General features: G+C 71.5%; 15 protein-coding genes. 6 read left to right on the forward strand and 9 right to left on the reverse strand.

Translation table 11 applies throughout. From position 1 onward, the window contains the following. Window positions 1-2: 2 nt before the first annotated feature. Entirely contained in the window at window positions 3-995 is a 993-nt protein-coding gene (locus J2S57_RS05840; protein ID WP_307239163.1) for a glycosyltransferase family 2 protein, read from the reverse strand. 104 nt (window positions 996-1,099) lie between these two features. After that, window positions 1,100-3,352, reverse strand: coding sequence for a hypothetical protein (locus J2S57_RS05845; RefSeq protein WP_307239165.1), 2,253 nt, complete (start codon window positions 3,350-3,352; stop codon window positions 1,100-1,102). A 266-nt stretch (window positions 3,353-3,618) separates the two neighbouring features. Here J2S57_RS05845 and J2S57_RS05850 point away from each other — a divergent pair, with 266 nt between their 5' ends. After that, window positions 3,619-4,353 (forward strand): TIGR03089 family protein, encoded by a 735-nt coding sequence (locus J2S57_RS05850; protein WP_307239167.1) that lies wholly within the window; start codon window positions 3,619-3,621, stop codon window positions 4,351-4,353. A gap of 86 nt (window positions 4,354-4,439) precedes the next feature. On the opposite strand, the gene J2S57_RS05855 is transcribed toward J2S57_RS05850, so the two are convergent. From J2S57_RS05855 to J2S57_RS05880, 6 genes are all read right to left on the reverse strand, one after another. Beyond that, on the reverse strand, window positions 4,440-5,726 hold the full coding sequence (locus J2S57_RS05855) for a SpoIID/LytB domain-containing protein (RefSeq protein WP_307239169.1): 1,287 nt from the start codon (window positions 5,724-5,726) through the stop codon (window positions 4,440-4,442). A gap of 290 nt (window positions 5,727-6,016) precedes the next feature. Then, the gene (locus J2S57_RS05860; protein ID WP_307239171.1) at window positions 6,017-8,566 is read right to left on the reverse strand and encodes a peptidoglycan recognition protein family protein; all 2,550 of its coding nucleotides are present in this window, start codon (window positions 8,564-8,566) and stop codon (window positions 6,017-6,019) included. Window positions 8,567-8,706: 140 nt separating this feature from the next. Continuing rightward, complete coding sequence (locus tag J2S57_RS05865) at window positions 8,707-9,828, reverse strand: class I SAM-dependent methyltransferase (RefSeq protein ID WP_307239173.1); 1,122 nt, start codon at window positions 9,826-9,828, stop codon at window positions 8,707-8,709. Continuing rightward, window positions 9,825-10,913 carry a non-hydrolyzing UDP-N-acetylglucosamine 2-epimerase gene (wecB, locus tag J2S57_RS05870; protein WP_307239175.1) on the reverse strand — a complete coding sequence of 363 codons (1,089 nt, stop codon included), beginning with the start codon at window positions 10,911-10,913 and terminating at the stop codon, window positions 9,825-9,827. The genes J2S57_RS05865 and wecB overlap by 4 nt, the downstream gene beginning before the upstream one ends. Then, window positions 10,910-12,151, reverse strand: coding sequence for a glycosyltransferase (locus J2S57_RS05875; RefSeq protein ID WP_307239177.1), 1,242 nt, complete (start codon window positions 12,149-12,151; stop codon window positions 10,910-10,912). Before J2S57_RS05875 ends, wecB begins: the two co-directional genes overlap by 4 nt. Then, complete coding sequence (locus J2S57_RS05880) at window positions 12,151-13,803, reverse strand: glycosyltransferase family 4 protein (RefSeq protein WP_307239179.1); 1,653 nt, start codon at window positions 13,801-13,803, stop codon at window positions 12,151-12,153. Before J2S57_RS05880 ends, J2S57_RS05875 begins: the two co-directional genes overlap by 1 nt. A gap of 191 nt (window positions 13,804-13,994) precedes the next feature. Between J2S57_RS05880 and J2S57_RS05885 the strand changes: the two genes are divergently transcribed. From J2S57_RS05885 to J2S57_RS05905, 5 genes are all read left to right on the forward strand, one after another. After that, a complete protein-coding gene (locus tag J2S57_RS05885) occupies window positions 13,995-15,503 on the forward strand; it encodes a glycosyltransferase (protein WP_307239181.1) in 1,509 nt (502 codons plus the stop codon). Between the two features lie 166 nt (window positions 15,504-15,669). Continuing rightward, the gene (locus J2S57_RS05890) at window positions 15,670-17,028 is read left to right on the forward strand and encodes a nucleotide sugar dehydrogenase (RefSeq protein ID WP_307239183.1); all 1,359 of its coding nucleotides are present in this window, start codon (window positions 15,670-15,672) and stop codon (window positions 17,026-17,028) included. Next, window positions 17,025-17,945, forward strand: a complete 921-nt coding sequence (locus tag J2S57_RS05895; RefSeq protein WP_307239185.1) for an ABC transporter permease — start codon at window positions 17,025-17,027, stop codon at window positions 17,943-17,945. Before J2S57_RS05890 ends, J2S57_RS05895 begins: the two co-directional genes overlap by 4 nt. Continuing rightward, window positions 17,938-18,924 (forward strand): ABC transporter ATP-binding protein, encoded by a 987-nt coding sequence (locus J2S57_RS05900; RefSeq protein WP_307239187.1) that lies wholly within the window; start codon window positions 17,938-17,940, stop codon window positions 18,922-18,924. The genes J2S57_RS05895 and J2S57_RS05900 overlap by 8 nt, the downstream gene beginning before the upstream one ends. Window positions 18,925-19,031: 107 nt before the next feature. Beyond that, a complete protein-coding gene (locus tag J2S57_RS05905; RefSeq protein WP_307239189.1) occupies window positions 19,032-20,126 on the forward strand; it encodes a glycosyltransferase family 4 protein in 1,095 nt (364 codons plus the stop codon). 406 nt (window positions 20,127-20,532) lie between these two features. Here J2S57_RS05905 and J2S57_RS05910 read toward each other — a convergent pair whose 3' ends face one another. After that, on the reverse strand, window positions 20,533-21,606 hold the full coding sequence (locus J2S57_RS05910; protein WP_307239191.1) for a glycosyltransferase family 2 protein: 1,074 nt from the start codon (window positions 21,604-21,606) through the stop codon (window positions 20,533-20,535). Window positions 21,607-21,673: the final 67 nt, after the last annotated feature.

Here is a 21,673-nt window from a genome sequence, read left to right on the forward strand (position 1 = left end):
CCTCAGCCCTCGTGCACGCCGGGGTCGAGCGCGCTGTCGCCGCGCGACCGGACGATGAGGTCGGCCAGCAGGCCCATGCTGGCGATCAGCAGGCCCGCGATGATCAGGAGCATGGTGTTGGCCGGGAAGTAGAACGGGTGCCGGACCATGTCGACGACCGCCTTGACCACACCGATGCCGAGCAGCCAGAGGGCCAGCGGCATCAGGACCTTCAGCGGGTCGAAGTACATGATCATGCGCAGCACCTGGAGGATGTACCGGTAAGCGTCGCGCACGAAGTGGAACTTCGAGGTGCCGGCCCGCTTCGCGTAGTCGATCGGCATGTAGTGGATGTCGTGCTGGTTCTGCAGGAACGACAGCGTGATCGTGGTGACGCAGGAGAACCCGGGCGGCAGCAGGCGCAGGTAGGGCAGCGACACCGAGCGCCGGAACGCGCGCAGACCGGAGTTCAGGTCGGGGATCTTCTGGTTGCTCAGCCGCTCGGCGATCTTGCGGATCAGCCACTTCGCGGGCACGCGCAGCCACTTGTGCGTGCCCTCCTCGGTGAGGCGGGCACCCACGACCTGGTCGTAGCTCGGGTCGGCGAGCAGCAGGTCGATCAGCTCGGGGATGCGCTCGTTCGGGTAGGTCATGTCGGCGTCGGTCCACACCACGATCTCGCCGCGGGCGCGCAGCGTGCCGATGCGCCGGGCCGTGCCCGAGCCGCCGTTGCGGCGGAAGGCCAGCACCTGCACGTGCGGCATCCGGGTGGCGGCCTCGCGCAGCACGGCGAGCGTGCCGTCGGTGCTCGCGTCGTCGATCGCCAGGATCTCGTAGCGATGACCGGACGCGTCGAGGGAGGTGGTGATGCGCTCCAGCTCGGCGAGGACGTGGTCCTGCTCGTTGTAGCAGGGCAGCACGATCGTTGCCGTCACCCCGCCGGGCTCGGGCGTGACCGGCCCACCGACCGGCTGCGGGGACGTCGGGGACTCGGGGGCCACGGGTGAAGCGCTCATCGCAGGTGAGGTTACCGGCTGCCGGAGGACGTTCCGGACCCTGGAGGAGTCCCTGTGGATAACGGTTGGGTGGTCAACCTCCGGAAACGCCCGATCCGCCCGGTTCAGTTCACCCGGGTGGCGTCCGCCAGCCAGACCCGCACGGGCAGTTCCGCCTCCCCGTCGGGCACCCGGGTGAGGTAGCGCTGGTCTTCCTGCGACATCACGTCGACGACCGGATCGGCCTCCAGGCCGAGGGTCTCGATCACGGTCTCCCCCTCGGGCGTCGCGGCCAGCAGTACCGGGGTGTTCCCGGCCTCGACGATGCGCGCCACGATCGGCTTCACGGCGGTGGCCACGGCCTCGAGGTCGTGGATGTCGGTGACCCGCACCGACGACGCCGGGCGGTCGCACAGCCCGCGCACGACCTGCGGCCACTCGTTGGCGGCCCGGTCGTCCAGGGCGACCACCACGTCCCTGGGCCCGAGGTGGGCACAGACCTTCTCGGCGGCGGCGATCTGGCCCTGCTCGGTGCGCTGCCCGGCGACCGGCTGGGTGGCGAGCCAGGGGGGCAGCACCATCACCACGACGGACGCGGCGACCACCGCGACCAGCGCGGGGGCGGGCCAGCGGCGCAGGGCGCGCCGGCTCACCCAGGCGGCCGTGGCGGTGGCCGCGACCACCAGGGCGGGGATGACGACCGGCACCATCCGGCGGTCGGCCCACGGGTGGTCGGGCGTGATGCCCGGGCGGTACAGCGTGAGCAGCACACTGCCGAAGGCGATCACGGCCGGTCCCAGCCAGACCGGCACTCCCACGGTGCGGCCCGTGGTGGACGTGGTGGCGTGCCGGGCACGCGAGTTCAGCCACCAGCGGGCGGTGGTCGCGGCCAGAACCGCGAACGCGAGCCACGCCGCGACCAGCATGACCGGCCCGGTGTACCAGCTGATCCAGTTCAGGCTGTGCTCGGCGTAGGTACGCCCGCCGTCGACGGGCAGCCCCTGGTCGGCCTGCAGAACGGCGACGACGCGGGACCCCGGGTCGGTCGGGGACTGCCGGGTGATCATCCAGAGCGGACGGCTCGCCAGCACCACGCCGATCAGCGCGACCAGCCCGCCGAGCACCCAGGGCCAGCGCCTGTGCCATTCCGCCGTGGTGAGCCGGGTGTAGAGCGCCGACGTGGTGTTCTCCCGCCGCCGGGCCACCGCGACCACGGCCCAGCTGCCCAGGCCGAGCACGACGCCCCCGGCGACCAGCGGGATCAGGCTGGCCGAGATCGTGCCCAGGTAGGGCCGCGACAGCCAGACCGCCGGGATCACCGCGACCGCGGTACCGCCCAGGACCCCACCCACCAGCGTGCGCGCGGCCGGGTGCCGGCTCAGCGCCAGCACCGCCGCGACCGGCAGCAGCAGCGAGACCTCGCGCAGACCGTCCACCCGGAACAGGCAGGCGAGGCCGAAGGCGAGACCGGCCGCCAGGCCGAGCAGCCGGGCGGCGTGCGGGTCGTTCGAGCCGTGCACGCCCCGCACCAGGAAGGCCGCGTGCCGCACCGGGTTACCGGCCCGCACGGCGTCGCACAGCAGGGCGGCCGCGACCGAGACGAACAGCAGGGCGATGGGCTCGGAGTAGGTCGAGCGGGCCGCGTGCAGCACCGGCTGGATCAGCGCGAGCGACGCCGTGGCGAGCACCGCCCAGCGTGCGCCGAGCAGACGCGTCACCAGGCCGGCGAAGCCCAGCAGGGCCAGCGCCGAGCAGACCGCGGGGAGGATCAGCAGGCCGTGCCAGCCCGCCGTCCACCAGCCGAGCGAGTACACCGCGGGTGCACCGAGCAGGAACTGGGGAACGATGTCGGCGCTGGTGACGCCGTGCTCCACCTGGTAGTAGGCCGGGCTGGAGAGCCGGAAGCCCGGATCGGCCAGGGCGGCGGCCCCGCCGAACGACTCCAGCGACGACGGGATCGGCAGGCTGTGCCGGGTCGCGATCCACTGGCTGTAGAGCGCGTACGACCCGGCGTCCCGCCGCAGGATCACGTGCTCGGCGTGGGTGAGCGCGGCCCAGACCCCGTGGCCGGCCGCGATCGCGAGCACGGCCGGGGCGCTCCAGCGCGGCGCGGTGCGGGCCGGCACGAACCGCACCAGCCAGATGCTGATCAGCAGCCCGATCACCAGCAGCGGCACGACCGCCCAGGGCGTCCACCCGCCGAACGGCACCAGCACGGCCGCGAGCAGGGCCACGATCGCCAGGAAGGCGGTGGCCAGCGGGCCGGACCGGGCCAGGACGATGCCCGACAGCCACTCCCCGCGCAGGCCCGGCAGATGGCCGTCGTCCGGGTCGGAGGGGTCGGCGGCAGGGGTGGGGGAATCCGTCCGCTGGCTCACGGCTCTCATCTTTCGGTGGGGGCGGTCACCACCGGCGGGGGCCAGCGGCCGGTGCGGCCTCGTCGGGCATCACCGTCGTCGGCGCAAACCTACGAGACACCGGGCGCCGGGCTCCAATCCCACCGGGCCGCCCGCCCGCGCCACCCATCGGCCTCACGTTCTCGCCGCGGGCTCCGTCCTGCCGGTGGGGGCACCTCCCGGCCGAAGGCCGGGGAGGGGGGCCTGCCCGGAACGCCGAGTTCAGGTCGTCCCTCTACGCTGACGCCGTGACCGCCACCGACGTGTCCTCCCTGATCTCCGAGCTGCTCGCCACCGATCCCGGCCGCCCCCGGGTGACCTGGTACGGGCCCGACCACGAGCGGGTCGAGTTCTCCGCCAAGACCCTCGGCAACTGGGTCGCCAAGACCGCCGGTCTGCTGGTCGAGGAGCTGGACTGCCACCCGGGCTCGGTCGTCGGCATCCAGCTGCCGGTGCACTGGCGCAGCGTCACCTGGCTGCTCGCGGCCTGGGAGGTCGGCGTGCACGCGGTCGTCTTCGACGAGACCGCGGACCCGCGGCAGGCCACCGACATGGCGTTCGACGTGCTGGTCACCGACCGGCCCAGCTCACCGCCGCCGGGCAGCATCGAGGCCGAGCTGGTCGTGGTGGCCCTGCCCGCACTGGCCACCCGCTGGACCGGTGACGTACCGCCCGGCGCGATCGACGCGGCGGCCGAGATCCGGCTCCAGCCCGACGTGTTCACGCCCTACGCCCGGCCCACCGCCGACACGCCCGCCTTGACCACCGCCGCGGGCACCCTGACCTACGGCGGGCTGTTCGCCCAGGAGACACCTGAGCCCGGCACCCGGCTCCTCACCGGCGCCGGCCCGTCCCACGCGATCGAGGCCTACCTCGCCCCCCTGCGCGCGGGCGGTTCGGTGGTTCTGCACCACGACCTGGCCGCCCTGAGCGACGACGCGCGCGCCCACCTCGTCAGCCAGGAACAGGTCACCGCGATCTGACCGCGACACCCGACCGCCACGTCCCCAGGCCCCCAAAATGCCCGTAGGGCCCCGGAAAGCGGGGCCCTACGGAAAACGGGAGCACATCAGCCGAAGGTGAACCCCGGCGACCGCAGCCCGAGCCGGTAGCGCGCGTCCGCCCCGGTGAAGGTCTTGGTGACCTTCCGGCCCGCCACCTTGCCGGTGATCTTGACCCCGTCGAGGCGCTTGGCGCTGCCGCGGGCCGCGACCGAGTACGAGCTCACCGAGTCGAAGCCGAACTTCTTGGCGAAGGCCGCCTTCGTCATCCCGACGCTCCAGCTGCGGTACGGGTTGGACGACGCGGCGTCCCAGCGGCTGTCGTCGACCGGCTTGAGGTAGCTGATCTCGTACTTGCCCCAGACGTACTCGCGGTTCTCGGTGTAGCCGCCCATCGACGAGGAGTACAGCGCCTCGATCGTGCGCCCGGCCTTGTCGACGATCACCTGGTCGTCGGTGGCCAGCACGGCCTTGCGCCAGTTGCCGCCGTTCTTCTCGTCCACCGACTCGACCGCGTAGCCCTTGTAGACCTGGTCGGCGGTGCCCGAGGAGAGCACGTAGGCGTCGGCCGAGGCGTTGTACTTGGTGCTGAGGAACGTGCGCGCGGCCACGGTCTGGGCCTTCAGCGCCTCGATCGGCCAGGACACCGGCACCTCGCCGAGCCCCATCAGGTACTTCTGCACGGCGGTCTGCCCGCCGGAGGCCTTGATCGTCTCGGTGACCTTGATGCCCGACCCCGACCGCACGTACGAGGCGGTGTCGTAACGCGTCGAGAGCGCCGAACTGCCGCCGTACGGATAGACGTTCACGACCTTGCCGGTGTGCGACGCCGACAGCACGGCGGCACTCTGCACGAACATCCGGCGCTTGCCGTCCTGGTCGAACAGCGCGATCCCGGGGTTGCCCTTGATCGAGTAGTTGCGCACCAGCCAGGTCGAGCCCTTCGGCTGCACCACGCTGCGCGTCGGGCCGGCCCACTTCACGGTGCCGGTCTCGGCCTGCAGCTTCGAGGTGGTGGCACCGGAGGCCAGATTCAGCACGACCGGCGCGTTCAGGTTCTTCTTCGACAGGGACGCGTCGTAGTAGTACGTCTTCAGGATCGTCTTGTAGTCGCAGCCGAGCTTCGCGGCACCCTGGGCGCCGTACTGGCTCATCCCCATGCCGTGGCCCCAGCCGCCACCGTAGATCTTGACCGCGCCCGAGGGCACGCTCGCCTTGCTGATCGTGGCGCCGCCGGGCGACGGGCAGCTCTTCGAGGCCGTGACGGGCACGGCGGCGTGAGCGACCGTCGGACCGGCCAGGACGGCGAAAGCAGTTCCCAGGACGGTCAGGGCGATCGAGCGGGGACGGCGCATCGGGTGAGGCTCCCTCGGGTTATGGACACAAGGGTGGCCGGGCTGAACACCAGGCTCAGCCGGCCACGAGAGATCCATCGGCCGCATCCGTGCACGGGTGAGGTCCCTCCCCCGGCGCCCGCCGGACGGAGTAACCCCGGTGGGGCGCATCAGAAAGGCACCGACCGGCACGGAACGGCCCGAGCCGGTGGGCGACCAGCACCCCGATGAGCGCAGTCCAGCACTCGATTGACTCCTCGGAGCTACCTCGGGGGAACTTGATCGTCTGCGGAAGAGTGAGGACGTCACCATCAGCTGACGTACCCGACGACGTCGACCCGCACCCCCGTGGTGCCCACGCCGTTCACCAGCGTGATGGCACCCGCGTCACCGATCGGCACGATCACGTGGTTGGACCGGGTGTCGCCCTTGGCCACCCGCAGAACCGCCGTGTTCGTGCCCTTCTCGCCGTAGGCGTACGCGTTGAGCGCGGTGGCGGCCGCGGGCTTGTCGGCGGAGAGCTGGATCAGCACACCGGACGCGGTGGACGGCACGGCGGTCTTGCTGCCGGTGACCGTGATCTTCTTGGCCACCTTCTGCTTCAGCGTGGCGTCGGTGAGCAGTACCGGCTTCACCGCCGTGACCGTGCCGTCGGCCTGCGGGGTCACGATGCCCCGGACGTCGGCGAACACGTTGACCGCGGAACCGGTGTTGCGCAGGCTGAACTGGCCGCCGGAGACCGGCACGATCGCCAGGTTGTCGATGCTCTCGCCCTTGCGGTAGGTCAGCACGGGCAGGTCGGTGTCCCCGGCGACCAGGGTGCCGGCGCCGGCCGGGGCCACCGCGGTGAGATCCACGATCACGGCACTGATCTGCGTCGAGGCCACCCCTCCGACCACCGGGGGCAGCGTCACCGTGCGAGACTGGCCCGACCTGAGCGCGCCGCCGGCCGAGCGGCTGTCGTAGACCCGGGTGCCGTCCAGGGCCTGCACCGGAGCGCCCGCCGCACTGTAGAAGCCCACCACGTCGACCGTCAGCTCGGTCACGCCGCGCGTGTTGCCGACCGTGATCGAGCCGTCCGCACCGATTCTCGAGGTCACCAGCACGGAACGGGTGACGCCCCGGGGCACGGTGGTCATCGGGCGGGCCGAGCTGCGGCCGGTCGGGTAGACGGTGAGCGCGGTCTCGGCCGTGGAGCAGGACGCCGTCACGTTCACGACCACCGAGGTGACGCCGCTGGTGGGCACGCCGCCGAGGCCGAGCACCGGCACCCGGGCGTAACCGGACGGTCCCACGCCGATGTTGGTGCCCGCGCGGGTGTCGTAGATGCGGGACGGGGTGACCGCCACGTAGCCACCGTCACCGTCGATCGGGGCGGCCGTCGGCTGCGCCGCCTGTGTGGGGGGCGTGATCAGGACCGTCCTGGTCACCGGCGCGGCGGCCCCGGTGCTGGAGGACGAGGTGAGCGTCAGGGTGTAGCTGCCCGGGCGGGCCTGGGTGCCGTCGGCCAGCAACCCGTTCCAGGTCGCCCTGATCTCCTTGCCGGCCGCCACGTTTCCGCTGATCCGGGCGACCAGACCGCCGTTGCAGGGGGCGGTCACGTCGAGGCGCCAGCTCTGCTTGCGGATGGCCCGGGCCGTGATGGTCAGCGAGGTGCCCTGCGTCACCGTGCTCTTCGGCACGCTCGGGTTGGTCAGCGCGGCCTGCATGAGCGTCGTGACCTGCGAGCGGATCGAGCTGAGGTAGGGGTAGAGGTAGCGCCCCGGGCAGGCGGTGTAACCAGTGTCGCGGTGCCCCATGATCACGGGCAGCGTCACGGTCCGGCCGGCCGCGTAGCGCGCGGTGCCGCCGCCGGCCGAGGTCAGCTTGGTGGTGCCGTTCGGGTTGCGGTGGTACTGCTGCAGTTTCCAGGCGAAGACCCGCGCCACGGCCTTGACCGCGGCGCTGCTCGGCTTGGCCACGTCGTAGTTGCCGATCACCGAGACGCCGAACGTGTCGGAGTTGAAACCACCCGCGTGGGCGCCGACCACGGCCTTGTCCAGACCGCCGGCGCGGCCTTCCCAGATCCGGCCGTACTTGTCGACGAGGGCGTTGTAGCCGATGTCGCACCAGCCGCGTGACAGGTGGTAGGCGTAGTCACCCCGCAGGATCGAGGGCACCTGCGCCGCCGTGTAGCTGTTCGAGCCGGCGGTGTGGTGCAGCACCGCGGCCTTCACGGTGGAGCCGATCGTGGGCGAGCACTTCACCTTCGACTCGTCCGCGCCCCACTGAGCACGGGTCATGATCGTCGGCTGGGCGGCCGAGGCGATGCCGTAGTTCGTCGGTGCGGTGGCCGCGGCGACGGTGTCGTAGTCCGACTGCCCGGCGTCGACCAGCTCGAGTTTCAGGTCGGAGGGCAGCTTTCCGGACCGAACGCTCACCCGGGCCTGCACGCCGTCGCTGGGCCCGACGTACAGCGGGTCGGTGCCGCCGCGCACGTTCTTCGTGGCCACGGTGTCGTCGCCCTGGTCGTTCTCGAGCTCCTGCCAGCCGCCCCACGTGCCGCTCCGGAGCGTGCGCACCTGGATCGTCAGGTCGGGCGTGACGTCGCGGCCCTTCCAGGTGACGCCGACGGTCTGGAACTCGTCCGTCTTCTTCCGGCTGGTGAGGATGCCGGTCTTCGCGGCCGCCGTGGAGAACCCCTGGCTCAGCGCGATCTTCGTGACCGTCGGATCGACCACGGCCGGGTTCGTGACGCTGCTCGCCGAGATGGACAGCCCTTGGGACGATGAGGCCTTGTCGGTGGCGGCCCAGGCGTCGGCGGCCCCGAAAAGGGGTACGGCGACGAGGCAGGACAGAAGAACGGCCGGTGCTTTACGCATGGAACGAGCGACCCCAGATGCAGGAAAATTACGTTCAGTTCTACGTTAGACACTCAACGTAATTTGCCCAGGTGCTCGCCATCCCCCGTCCGTCCGATGCCACCCGTTGATGTCAGACGGGACATCGGCCGAGTAGCTATTTAACCCACAGGTTTCTGCAGCACCAGGAGGAAATAGTCACGGCGCAGATCGGCGCGGGGGTAGCGGCCGAGAACGTCCTCGAAACGGGAGTAGAACTCCTCGTCGATCGCGGTCTCGGTGAAAGCCCGGTGCGCGACCTGGAACCCGAGAAGATCGGCGTAGTACTCGTAGTGGAGCCAGCTCAGCCGGTTCACCCAGGCGTGCCCGATCGGCCGGCGCCCGTGCTTCACGTCCCAGGCCCGCACCACCTCGTCGGTGAACAGCAGGTGCGGCCAGGGGAAGTAGATGTCGCGGTAGCGGTGCGAGGCCTGCGGACCGGCGTGCAGATTTGCCCGGATCCAGGCCAGACCGCCCGGTTTCAGCAGATCGTAGGTGGCCTTCAGCATCGCGTAGGGATGCGTGACGTGCTCCCAGACCGTGAAACTGAGCACCCGGTCGAACGAGTTCGGCTCGTAGGGGCTGGCCGTCGACAGGTCGGCACACTCGAAGTGCACGCGTTCACCGGCCAGCTGGTCCCACGGCTCGTAGTGCGTGACGTCGACGCCGTGCGCGTCGCATCCCAGGTTGTGCGCGAGCGACCAGACCTCGAAACCGTTGCCGCAGCCGATCTCCAGCGTGCGCTTCCCGGCCAGGTCGACCATGCCGTTGACCCAGCCGACGCGCCGTTTCGCCGCCTCGGCCAGCGCGGTGTCGCTGTAGCTGGGCGGGCTGGGCACCAGACGGCGGTCGCGGTACTCCTCGTTCAGCTGCTCGAGCAGGTCGATGTCGAAGGCCCGGTCGCCACCGTCACCGGTCTCGTAGAGGCTGCGTACCTTGCGGCCCGAACCGGTGATGCCCTGCGGGAGCCGCCATTGCAGTTCCGGCGGCAAGGGGGGCACTTCGGGCAGACCGGATGGTGGACGCACGGAGCTGGCACCGGGTGCGGGTGGCGGCACCGGTTTCGGCGGCCGGGCGAACGGGTGCGGCCTTCGCCCGAGCACCAGGTCGCGGGCGGCGATGGCAGCCCGGATCGCGGCCTCGTCGCGGGGTTCGGGGAGGGTGCGCAGGGTCGCCAGAACCGCACCACGCAGGCGGTCACGGGCGCTCGTCGGTGCCCCACCGCGTCCATCATCGGTGTTCATCGGGCCAGCCAGCTCAGGATCACCTCGGCGATCCGCGGACCGGCGGCGCCGTCCCAGAGGGGCGGGCGCTTCTCCAGGGGAGCCGGCCTGGTCGCCGGGGGCTCGGCCAGCACCGCATCGAGCGCCGGCAGCACGCCGTGCGGTGTCACCAGACGGTTCGTGCCGTGCGTGATCGTCACCGGCCGCTCGGTGTTCGGCCGCATCGTGAGACACGGCACGCCCAGCACACTGGCCTCCTCCTGCACTCCCCCGGAGTCGGTGAGCACCGCCCGGGCGCCGCGCACGAGTCCCAGAAAAGCGGTGTAGGGCAGGGGGTCGGTGAGTTTCACGCCTGAGGACGCGTCGAGGCCCGCCTTCTCGAGTCCGGCGCGGCCGCGCGGGTGCAGCGGGATCACGAGGGGCATCCGCTCCGCGGCCTCGTGCAGCACCGACACCAACTGCCTGACCGCGGCCGGGTCGTCGACGTTCGAGGGCCGGTGCAGGGTGGCGACGAGGTAGTCGCCGTCCAGACCGTGCTGCTTGCGGGCGGCGGCCTCGTCGAACCGGTCGAGGTGCGTCAGGAGGGTGTCGATCATCGGGTTGCCGACGAAGTGGATCCGCTCGGCCGCGACCCCCTCGCGCGCGAGGTGACCCACCGCGTCCGCACTCGTGACCAGCAGCAGATCCGAGAGCTGGTCGGTGACACGGCGGTTCACCTCCTCGGGCATCGTCATGTCGAAGCTGCGCAGCCCGGCCTCGACGTGCGCGACCGGGATCCCGAGCTTGGCCGCGACCAGGGCGGCGGCCAGCGTGGAGTTGATGTCTCCGTAGACCACCACCAGGTCGGGACGGCGCTCGGTGAAGACCTGCTCCAGGCCCACCATCACCGCCGCGGTCTGCGTGGCATGACTGCCCGACCCGGCGTTCAGGTTGAGATCCGGCTCAGGCAGGGCCAGTTCGTCGAAGAAGACGCGGCTCAGCCGGTCGTCGTAGTGCTGGCCGGTGTGCACCAGCATCTGGTCGACCTTCTGGTCGAGGGCCGCGAGAACCGGCGCCGCCTTGGGAAAGTTCGGGCGGGCGCCGGTGATGTGGACGACGGTCTTCACACCGACACTCCCGGCGGGACACCCGCTGCTCCGTCGACCGGGGCGACCTCGTCGACCGGCGACGGAACCACCCCGGTATCCACCCACGTGCGCATGTCGGCCGCGAAGCGCTCGGCGATCACCGCGCGGTCGATGCGCTGCCCGGCCGCCTCGGCGGCCCGGTCGAGAGCACCGAGATCGGCGTCCAGGCAACGGAACACGGCGTCGGTCAGCGCCTCCACACCGTCGGGCGGGTACACCAGTGCGGCACCGCCCTCGACCACCGGCAGCGAACCGGAGTTCGACGGCAGCAGCGCCGGGCGGCCGAACGTCAGCGCCAGAGCCAGCACGCCGGAGTTCAGCGAGCGCCGGTAGGGCAGCGCGACCAGGTCGGCCGCGCGCATCAGCACCTGCATGTCGACGTCGGGCACCTGAACCGGCAGCAGCCGCACGGCCGGGTGGGACGCCGCCCGGGCCACGAACTCCTCGGTCTCGGGCGCCTGGTCGGGACGCCCGGCGACGATCAGCACGATCTCGCCGGGTCGCACCCGGGACACCCGGTCGACGGCCTCGAGCAGGTCGGCGAGGCCCTTGTAGGGCTTCACCGCACCGGTCAGCAGCAACGCCACCGCACCGTCGGGGACGCGCAGCCGGCGGCGGGCCTCGTCGCGCCCGATCCAGTCGGGATACACGCCCTGGTAGCCGGGATGGTCGAGCTGGTAGACCTTCTCACGCGGCAGGGAGAACCAGTCCTCGACCGCCTGGGGGGTACGCGAGCTCATCACGTGCACCAGGTCGGCACGCTCCACCACCTGTTCGCGCAGCCGCACCTCCTGGGCCTCGAACCGGGTGTCGTGCGGGAGCACGTTGTGCACGGTCCAGACCAGGCGGGCGCCACGCTCCTTCAGCGTGTCGAGCAGGTCGGCGTGCCGGTTGATCGCGTCGTTCGCGCCGCTCTCGGAGTCGGCCTTCGCCAGCACCTGGTTGAGCCAGTGCAGGTGCACCACCAGCGGCACGTCACCGGGCCAGTCGCGGGTGGTGGTGAGCAGGTCGGTGGCCCGGAAGGTGGGCGCCGCCACCAGGCCGTGCGCGCCGAACCGGCTGTAGAGCACGTTCTGGTAGGGGTTTCCGGTGTAGTACGGGGTGAACGGCCAGACCACCGGCTCGGGGCCCTCGACCGGCATCCGGGCCAGGGCGGAGAACGTCTCGGCGGCCCAGGCCTCGGTGCTCTGGTCGCGACCGGGCAGGGAGATCAGCATCAGCGGGCCCTTTCCGCGTAGCGCTGCTCGGCGAAGGCGTAGACCGCGTCGAAGGCCTTGCCGTTGCCCGACCAGGTGCGCTCCCGCCGCACCCAGTCGGCCGCCTCGGCAACGCGTTTCGCCAGGTCCTCGGGGTGATCGGTGAGGTGGGCGACGACCTGGGCGAGCGAGGACGGGTCGCCGGCGGTGAACACCCCGGCGCGGCCCTGCTCGTCGCCGGCGATCTCGACCAGCGCGGGCAGATCGCTGACCAGCAGCGGGATCTCCATCGCCATGGCCTCGAACGGCTTCATCGGCGAGACCATCCGCCCCGCCCGCTCGGGCACCCGCGGCACCACGAACAAATCGATCTGGGCGTACCACTGCGGCACCTCGTCGAACGGCACCGAACCGGCGAACACCGCGGCGGCGCCCAGGCCGAGTTCGGCCGCGTGCGCCTCGAGCTCGGCCCGGCGGCGCCCCTCGCCGACCAGCAGCACGCTGACCGGCAGGCCCTGGGCACGCAGCAGCGCGGCCGCCGAGAGCAGCACCTCCTGGCCCTCGCGGTAGTGGTCGAGGTTGCTCACGTAGCCGAGCACGAAGGTGCCGTCCAGCCCGAGCCGGGTGCGCATCGCCGTGTCGCGCGGCTCCGGCTGGAACCGCTGCAGGTCGACGGCGTTCGGGATGACGAAGACCTTGTCCTCGGGAACACCGTGGCCGTGCACGATCTCCTCGCGCATCGGCCCGCTCAGCGTGACCACCGCGTCGGCCGCGCGCATCGCCCGGGTCTCGGCCGCGAACCGGCGGCGGTAGTACTCGGCGTGCTCGGCGTAGCGCTCGTCGGCGGTCCAGGTGGTCTCGAAGAACGAGCGCACCTCGTAGATCCAGGGCAGTCCGGCCCAGTCGGACAGGGCCTGGCCGACCACGCCCAGGTCGTAGCCGCGGTGGCCGGACCCGGCGTGCAGCACCTGCGGGCGCACCCGGGCCACCTGGCGGGCGAACGTGGTGGTGGTCAGCTGCACGTACTCCTCCCAGGTCACCGCCGAGAGCTGGGCGGCGCCGGGCATGACGTGGTGGTACTCGATGCCGTCGACCGTGGAGCTCGGGCCGGCGGTCCGGTCCGACGTGACGGACGGGAACCCGGGCAACGTCACCGCCACCGGATCGCGGCCCGCGCCCTTCACGGCCAGCAGCGTCTCGTGGGTGCGCGTGCAGTAGCCGTTGTTGCGGTGCGGCATCGACTCCTTGGCCAGGTAGAGCACCCGGCCCGGCACCGGCTCGGCCAGGACGGCCGGGTGCGCGCCGGGAACCCGCGGGCGCCAGCCCGGGTCGGTCTCCACGAACCGGCCCTGCACGGCCCGCTGCAGTCGCACGTTCTTGCCGCTGGGGGCGGTCATCGCCAGCCGTGAGGCCTCGGCCACCGCGTCGGACAGCTGCCCGGTGCGGGCCAGCACCTGCGAGCGCAGCCGGGCGACGCGCATGTCCTTCGGGCTGCGCCGGGCCGCGTCGTGCAGCAGGCGCAGCGCGTCGTCGTGACGCTTGTCCTTGTCACGGCGGACGGCGGCAGCGGTCTCGGCGTAGGTGATCGCGATCCGCGCGGCCCGGCGACCGCGTCGCGGTACGGCACTGACCTGGCGCCTGAGCTTTCGCCGCCAGCGGGCGAGCGCTCCCATGCGGAACTCTCCTTGCGATCTTCAACCGGGGGGACGGGCACGCATTGTCACAGCATGCACCGGCTCTGCGACGGCCCAGTCTGCCGTATGTTGGGCGCCACCACGGCTACCGAGGGCCTCCCCCTCCGAACGGCCGAGGTAGACGTTCACCTTGAGACCTCAGATGAAGATGAGGACGGCGACCTCACTCCATGCGCACCGGACCGCCCACCGTGGTGCTGGCCACCACCAACGGCAAGGGGATGGGACACCTCTCCCGTCAGCTCGCGTTAGCCCTCGCCTCCCTCGGCGGGATGGACCCGGTGATCTTCTCGCTGTCCTCGGCGGTCACCGTGGTCAACCAGTACGGCATGCGCGCCGAGTGGGCCCCGAGCTCACAGCGCAAGCAGGTGCCGCGCCGCCACTGGGACGCCTACCTGGCCGAGCGCATCACCGCGCTGGTCACCGAGACCAACGCCAGCGCCTTCGTCTTCGACGGGGTGTACCCGTACGACGGGGTGCTGCGGGCGCTGCGCCGGATGCCCGACGTGCCGTTCATCTGGAGCCGCCGGGCGATGTGGCAGAAGGGCGTCGGCGCCCGCGCACTGCGCTACCGCCGCCTGTTCGCCGCCGTGCTGGAGCCGGGTGACCTGGCCTCGGCCGGTGACGTGGGCCGCACCGTCTACCTGGAGGACGCACGCCGCGTCGGCCCGATCACGCTGGTCGGGCAGGTCCCGCAGCTGAGCCGGGCCCGGGCGGTGCAGGAGCTCGAGCTCGACCCGGACAAGCCGCGGCTGCTGCTCACCCTGGGCAGCAGCAAGCGCAGCGACCTGTACGCGGCCTACCAGCGCACGGTCGAGCGGTTCACCGCGGCCGGCTGGCAGGTCGTGGTCACCTCGTCGCCGTTGCGCGGGCGGGCGGCCTCGGCCGCCGGGCCGAAGCAGATCTCGGTGTTCCCGCTCGTCAGCTACCTCAAGGCGTTCGACGCGGCGGTCTCGGCCAGCGGCTACAACGCGGTGCACGAGCTGCTCTACTCGGCCGTGCCCACGCTGCTGGTGCCCAACGCCGACGCGGTCACCGACGACCAGCGCACCCGGGCCCGCATCGTCGCCAACACCGGGCTGGCCCTGTCGGCCGACCCCGACCGCCCGCGCGAGTTCGACGCCGCCCTCGACCGGCTGCTCGACGCCCGGATGCGCGACCGGCTCGCCGCCTCGTGCCGTGACCTCGAACCGCCCACCGGCGCCACCGAGGCGGCCCGCACGGTCATCGGCCTGGCCGCCGTCGGGGTACCCGCGGGCGAGCGCATGGAGGCCGCCTCACTGCACGCCCAGCGGTTCGCCCGGCGCACCATCGGGCGGGTGCTGCCCCCGGCCCTCGCCAACCAGCTGGGCCGGCCGCCGCGACTGGCCCGGCCGGGCGATCTGCGTGGGCCCATGTCGGTGAACCCGATCCTGGCCCCCGGGCTGCAGGGAGTGCCGCACCTCACGAACGACCAGCTGCTGGTGACCGACGCTTTGACCCCCGGGCTGTTCGACGGACGTCACGTCGAGCACATCCTGCCCGGGGCGAGCGACGCCTATGTGCGGGCACGGGCCGATATAGCCGGGCGCTACTACAAGATCGCGCAGCCCTCACCGAGCGAGATCGAGGCGGCTGAGTCGATCCAGACAAAGAGTGACGAAAGGGACTGGTCGTCCCTGGGCTGGAGTGCAGGTTGAGCAGGCAATGATTACGAGCTGCCCCACCAATGCGCACAGCGTGTCACAATTCAACCCGGGCGCCCTGACCTGACCTGAACCGGCCGGATCACGCTTCGGGTCGAAGCAGACCCCTCCCCGGCGTCCTCAACCACACCTCACGGTGCGCGGAAGGGATTCCCCGGAGATGTCGCAGTACAGCGGTGCGCAGGACGACACGTTCGACCTGGTGGTCGTCGGCCTCGGCTACGTCGGCCTGCCCCTGGCCCAGGAGGCCTGCCGCAGCGGGCTGCACGTGGCCGGCCTCGACCTCGACCGGAGCGTGGTGGCCGCCCTCAACGCGGGCACCTCCCACGTCGACGACCTCACCGACGCCGACATCGCCGCGATGGGCGAGGCCGGCTTCAGCGCGCACACCGACACCTCGGTCGTGGCGCGCGCCCGCACGGTGGTGATCTGCGTGCCCACCCCCCTGGCCGAAGACGGCGGGCCCGACCTGCGCATGGTGCTGGCCGCCACCGCCTCGGTCGCCGCCCACGTGCAGCCCGACACCCTGGTGGTGCTGGAGTCGACCACCTACCCGGGCACCACCGACGAGCTGCTGCGCCCGATGCTCGAGGAGGGAGGCCTGAAGGTCGGCCGTGACCTCTTCCTCGCCTTCTCCCCCGAGCGCATCGACCCGGGCAACGAGCGCTGGCACTTCCGCAACACCCCCAAGGTCATCGGTGGGCTCACCCCCGCCTGCACCGAGCGGGCGGCGGCGTTCTACCGGAAAATCGTCGACGAGGTGGTCACCGCCCGCGGCACCCGCGAGGCGGAGATGTCGAAGCTCCTCGAGAACACCTATCGGCACGTCAACATCGCGCTCGTGAACGAGATGGCCCGGTTCTGTCACGAGCTCGGCATCGACCTGTGGGACGTGATCCGCTGCGCGTCCACCAAGCCGTTCGGTTTCCAGGCCTTCTACCCGGGCCCGGGCGTGGGCGGGCACTGCATCCCGATCGACCCGAACTACCTCTCCTACCGGGTGCGCGCCGCCCTGGGCTACCCGTTCCGGTTCGTCGAGCTGGCCCAGGAGATCAACAACGCGATGCCCAGCTACGTCGTGCAGCGCGTGCAGGACCGGCTGAACGACGTGGCCAAGCCGCTGCGCGGGTCGCGGGTGCTGCTGCTCGGCGTGACCTACAAGGCCGACATCTCCGACCAGCGTGAGTCGCCCGCGGTGCCGATCGCGCTGCGGCTGCAGGCGGCCGGGGCCGAGGTCGTGCACCACGACCCCTTCGTGACCGACTGGGCGCTCGGCGGCCATCCGGACAGCGAACTTGGTCACGATTTCGCACCAGATGGCGAGGCGGGCGACCGTCCCACCTCGGGCGGAACGCTGAAGTGCGTGCCCGACCTGGCGCAGGCCCTCGCCGGGGCGGACATCGCCGTTCTGCTGCAACGGCACTCAAGCTACGATCTCGACGAGATCGCCCGGCTCGCACCTCTCGTGCTCGACACCCGTGGCGCCATCACTGACAGCGCAACCGTGGAGCGACTTTGACCAGCATCCTGCCGATCCGACCCGAATCGGGCGCATCGCAGCGGGCGGCGGCGAAAGCCGCTGAGTACGGCCTGGTCCAGTTCGGGGGCCGACCCCCGCTGGGCGCGTACATCAAGGAGTTGTGGAACCGCCGGCACTTCGCGTTCGAGCTGGCGAAGTCCCGGTTCCGGGCCCAGAACGAGGCGAACCGGCTGGGCATGGGCTGGGTGGTGCTCAACCCCCTGATCCAGGCCTGCGTGTACGGCCTGATCTTCGGCGTGCTGCTGTCGGGCACCACCGGCACCAAGCCCGAGAACTACATCGCCTTCCTCGTCATCGGCGTCTTCTCGTTCTCGTTCTTCTCCGGCTGCTTCACCGACGGCGCCAAGTCGATCGTGAGCAACCGCGGCCTGGTGCGCACACTGCACTTCCCGCGGGCCGTGCTGCCCATCGCCACGGTGCTGCAGAAGCTGATGGAACTCGTGGCCATGGTGCTGGTGATGGCGATCATCGTGTGCTTCACCGGTGAACTGCCCGAGCTGCAGTGGCTGATGATCATCCCCGCGTTCGCCCTGATGTCCCTCTTCAGCGCGGGCGTCGCGTTCCTGGCCGCCCGCCTGACGGTCCACATGCGCGACATCACCCAGCTGATCCCGTTCGTCAACCGGCTGATCTTCTACATGTCCGGCGTCTTCTACCTGGTGGGCGACCGCTTCGCCGACCGGGGCCTGGCCGGGCGCGTTCTGGAGTTGAATCCGATGAACGTCTACCTCAGCCTGATCCGGTACTCGATGCTCGACAGCGTCCGGGGAGCCGGGGCCAAGCACATCGAGATCTCCGCGACCACGTGGGCCCTGGCCGGTGGGTACGGTGTAGTGCTGTTCGTGGTGGGGTTCATCTTCTTCTGGCAAGCCGAGGGACTGTACGGACGTGACTGAGCAGACCTCTTCCCCGAACGGGTCGGTGGCCACCGGCACCCCCGGGGAAGACGTGGAGACCAAGGGCACGGCGGGGCAGGACGCCCAGCAGCAGACCGCTGCGACGCCGAGGCCCCCCGTCAAGAAGGCACCGGCCAAGAAGGCGCCCGCTCCCAAGGAGCGCGACCGCACCGGCCTGAAGACCTTCAAGCGGCGAGTGCCCGTGGGGCCGCGCGAGCGTCCCACCGTGATCGTCGACAACCTGCACGTCACCTACAAGGTGTACGCGACGGGCAAGGCCGCCTCCGGCCGCAACGCCGAGAAGAAGGGCCTGCTGGCCCGCACCCCGGCGATCCGGCGGGCCCGCGAGGTGCACGCCGTGCGGGGCATCAGCTTCACCGCCTACGAGGGCGACTCGATCGGCCTGGTCGGCACCAACGGCTCGGGCAAGTCCACGCTCTGCTCGGCGATCGCCGGTCTGGTGCCGGCGGCCAAGGGCGCGGTGTACTCCGAGGCCAACCCCACCCTGCTGGGGGTCGGCGCGGCCCTGATGAACGAGCTCTCCGGCGAGCGCAACGTCATCCTCGGCGGTCTGGCCCTGGGGATGTCGCTCGAGGAGGTGCGGGCCAAGTACGACGAGATCGTCGAGTTCTCCGGCCTGAAGCCCGAGTTCCTCGACCTGCCGATGCGCACCTACTCGCAGGGCATGGGCGCGCGACTGCGGTTCGCGATCGCGGCCTCGGTCTCGCACCAGGTGCTGATGATCGACGAGGCGCTCTCCGTCGGTGACCGCCAGTTCCAGCAGCGCAGCGAGTCACGCATCCGCGACCTGCGGGAGCAGGCCGGTACGGTCTTCCTGGTGAGCCACGCGCTGCCGACGATCACCAAGACCTGCAACCGGGTGCTGTGGATCGACCAGGGCAAGCTCATCATGGACGGCGGGGTCGACGAGGTCATCACGGCCTACACCGAGTCCGAGAACGCCGCCGACGACGAATGACCAACACGGGCGGGTGAGATGAGGTGACCCAGGACAGTTCCGCGATGCCGCTGGGCGCTTCATCCTCATCCGCCCCACCTGTCCCCTCGGCGCCTCGCGTCCTGGTGATGACGGTCGTGCACGACCCCGACGACGCGCGCATTCGCTACCGGCAGCTCACCGCACTGCTGGCCGCGGGCGTCGAGGTCACCTACGCGGCGCCGTTCGAGGCCACCCACCGCCGGCCGCCCGAGGGGGTGGAGGCGGTCGAGCTGCCCCGCGCCGCGGGCCGGCAGCGCTTCACCGCGATCTCCGCGGCCCGCCGACTCCTGCACCGCATCGGCCCCGAGCACGACCTGGTGCTGCTGCACGATCCCGAACTCCTGCTCGCCGTGCCCGGTCTCGACCGCCGGCGTCCTCCGCAGGTGGTCTGGGACGTGCACGAAGACACCGCGGCCGCCCTGCGCATGAAGTCGTGGCTGCCCCGCCCGGTGCGCCCGCTCACCGGGGCCGCCGTGCGCGCCGCCGAGCGCTGGGCCGAGCGCCGCTGCCGGCTGCTGCTGGCCGAGGAGGGCTACCGCGACCGGTTCCGCCTCGAGCACCCGGTCGTGCCCAACAGCGTGCCGGTGCCCGACGAGAAGCCACCTCCGCCCGGCGACCGGCGAGTGGTCTACCTGGGCCGCATCACGCGGGCCCGGGGGGCGCTGGAGATGATCGAGCTGGGCCGGCGGCTCGGCCCGGAGGTGGCGGTCGAACTGATCGGGCCGGCCGACGGTGACGTGGCCGGGCCGATCGCGCACGCCCACGCCGAGGGCTGGATCACGCACCACGGTTTCGTGCCCAACCGCGAGGCCCTGGGCCTGCTGCCGGGAGCCCTGGCCGGGCTGGCGCTGCTGCACGACGAGCCGAACTACGCGGTCTCCCGGCCCACCAAGGTGATGGAGTACATGGCTTTCGGGGTGCCGGTGGTGACCACGCCGAACGCGGCCGCGGCCGAGCTGGTGGGGCGCTACCGCAGCGGCACGGTGGTGCCGTTCGCCGACGTCGACGCGGCCGAGTCCGCGATCCGGGCCCTGCGTGACGACGCCGCGCGCCGCGAGCGCCTCGGCTCGGCCGGCTGGAACGCGGCCCGCGCCGACCTGGACTGGCGGGCCGACGGGCGCCGCTTCGCCGAGCTCATCCGCGACTGGAGCCGGAGCGAACCGGCCCGTTCCCGCTCCTGATCACCGCCCGGCGGCGGCACCGGGCCACGACAGCCGCCGACTCCGGACAACGCCGGGCCACGACAGCACCGGACCGGGCCGGCGCCGGGCGAGGGCGAGGGCAACGCCCGCTCGGAGCAGCCGCCGGTCCGGAGCAGCACCTCGGGCAGGGCGCCCAGGTGGCTTTCTGCACGCACTGGACGATTCGTGAACTTCACCCGCTCAGGGCTTTACGCCGCGTCCGGCCAAACCGGCACGACTCCCCCGCCCCTACCACCCAGAGGCGAGGACACGACGCCCCCTGACCGCCGCGTCCCTCATCGAACCCCTGAAAGACGACTGACCACGGGCAGATCCAGATCAGTGCCCACGAACGACGGACGCCCGCCCTCCCCGCGAACGGGGCGGGCGGGCCCGCGAGCAGTTTTCAGTGCGAGGCGTCGGGCATCGTGATGCCCCCGATGCGGCTCGGCAGCTCGGCCAGCTTGCGCGGGCTCAGGATGAACCCGGCGCCCCAGCTGAGGTGCATGGTGGCCGTGACCAGCGGCAGGCGCACCCACGCCCCGGTGGGCAGGCCGCGCCCCTCGAAGGCCGACCCGGCGCAGATCGCGACCAGGTAACCGGCGGGCAGGATCGCGGCGGGCCTGACCCCGGCCGCGGCGAGACCGAGACCGCCCACCACACCGGCGAGCGCGACCGGCGGGGCCAGGTAGCGGAAATTGACCGTGCCCTCGTGGCGGCGCATGACCACGCGACGCCAGCGGCCGTAGAAGAAGTACTGGCGGCTCAGGGCCTTGACCGTGGAGCGCGGCCGGTAGGCGACCTTGAGCTTGGGCTGGAACCAGACGCGGCCACCGGTGCGGCGGATGCGCAGGTTCATCTCCCAGTCCTGCGCACGCAGGAAGGTCTCGTCGTAGCCGCCGACCCGCTCGAGGGCAGAACGGCGGAACACGCCGAGGTAGACCGTGTCGGCCTCACCGGCGGTGCCACCGGTGTGAAAGGCCGCGTTGCCGACGCCCAGCTTGCTGGTCATGGCCCGGGCCACGGCCTGCTCGAACGGGGTCTCCCCCTCGGCGGCCATCACCCCGCCCACGTTGTCGGCGCCGGTCTCACGCATCGTCTCGACGGCGATGCGCACGTAGTCGCGGGGCAGCATCGCGTGCCCGTCGATGCGCACCACGACCGGGTACTTGGTCTCGGCGATCGCCGCGTTCAGCCCGGCCGGCGTGCTGCCGTGCGGATCGGGGTTGCGCACGAGCGTGACCCGGGAGTCGGCCGCGGCGAGCCGGTCGGCGATCTGGTCGGTGTGGTCGCGCGAGGGACCGAGCGCGATCACCAGCTGCAGCTGGCCGGCGTGGTCCTGGTCGAGCGCGTGCCGCACCGCCTGCTCGAGATGCCGCTGCTCGTTGAGCACGCAGAGCACGATGCTGACCGGCACGTCAGCGGGAAGCTGATCGGCGTGGGAGGGGGCGCTGAGCGCCTCAGGCAGGTGGCCGTCCATGTCGCCCGCCAGCCTATCCGGGAGGAAGCCGTGCTGAGGGCGCGGATCCGCCGGATATTTCCGGGCT

Origin of the sequence: Kineosporia succinea (assembly GCF_030811555.1) — a bacterium.
In the GTDB taxonomy this organism is placed as follows: domain Bacteria; phylum Actinomycetota; class Actinomycetes; order Actinomycetales; family Kineosporiaceae; genus Kineosporia; species Kineosporia succinea.

Coding starts and splice junctions, on each gene's coding strand:
- J2S57_RS05880 (WP_307239179.1), bottom strand. CDS start 13,803: ATGGGAGCGCTCGCCCGCTGGCGGCGAAAGCTCAGGCGCCAGGTCAGT.
- J2S57_RS05910 (WP_307239191.1), bottom strand. CDS start 21,606: ATGGACGGCCACCTGCCTGAGGCGCTCAGCGCCCCCTCCCACGCCGAT.
- J2S57_RS05905 (WP_307239189.1), top strand. CDS start 19,032: ATGACGGTCGTGCACGACCCCGACGACGCGCGCATTCGCTACCGGCAG.
- J2S57_RS05885 (WP_307239181.1), top strand. CDS start 13,995: ATGCGCACCGGACCGCCCACCGTGGTGCTGGCCACCACCAACGGCAAG.
- J2S57_RS05840 (WP_307239163.1), bottom strand. CDS start 995: ATGAGCGCTTCACCCGTGGCCCCCGAGTCCCCGACGTCCCCGCAGCCG.
- J2S57_RS05855 (WP_307239169.1), bottom strand. CDS start 5,726: ATGCGCCGTCCCCGCTCGATCGCCCTGACCGTCCTGGGAACTGCTTTC.
- J2S57_RS05875 (WP_307239177.1), bottom strand. CDS start 12,151: ATGCTGATCTCCCTGCCCGGTCGCGACCAGAGCACCGAGGCCTGGGCC.
- J2S57_RS05890 (WP_307239183.1), top strand. CDS start 15,670: ATGTCGCAGTACAGCGGTGCGCAGGACGACACGTTCGACCTGGTGGTC.
- J2S57_RS05860 (WP_307239171.1), bottom strand. CDS start 8,566: ATGCGTAAAGCACCGGCCGTTCTTCTGTCCTGCCTCGTCGCCGTACCC.
- J2S57_RS05865 (WP_307239173.1), bottom strand. CDS start 9,828: ATGAACACCGATGATGGACGCGGTGGGGCACCGACGAGCGCCCGTGAC.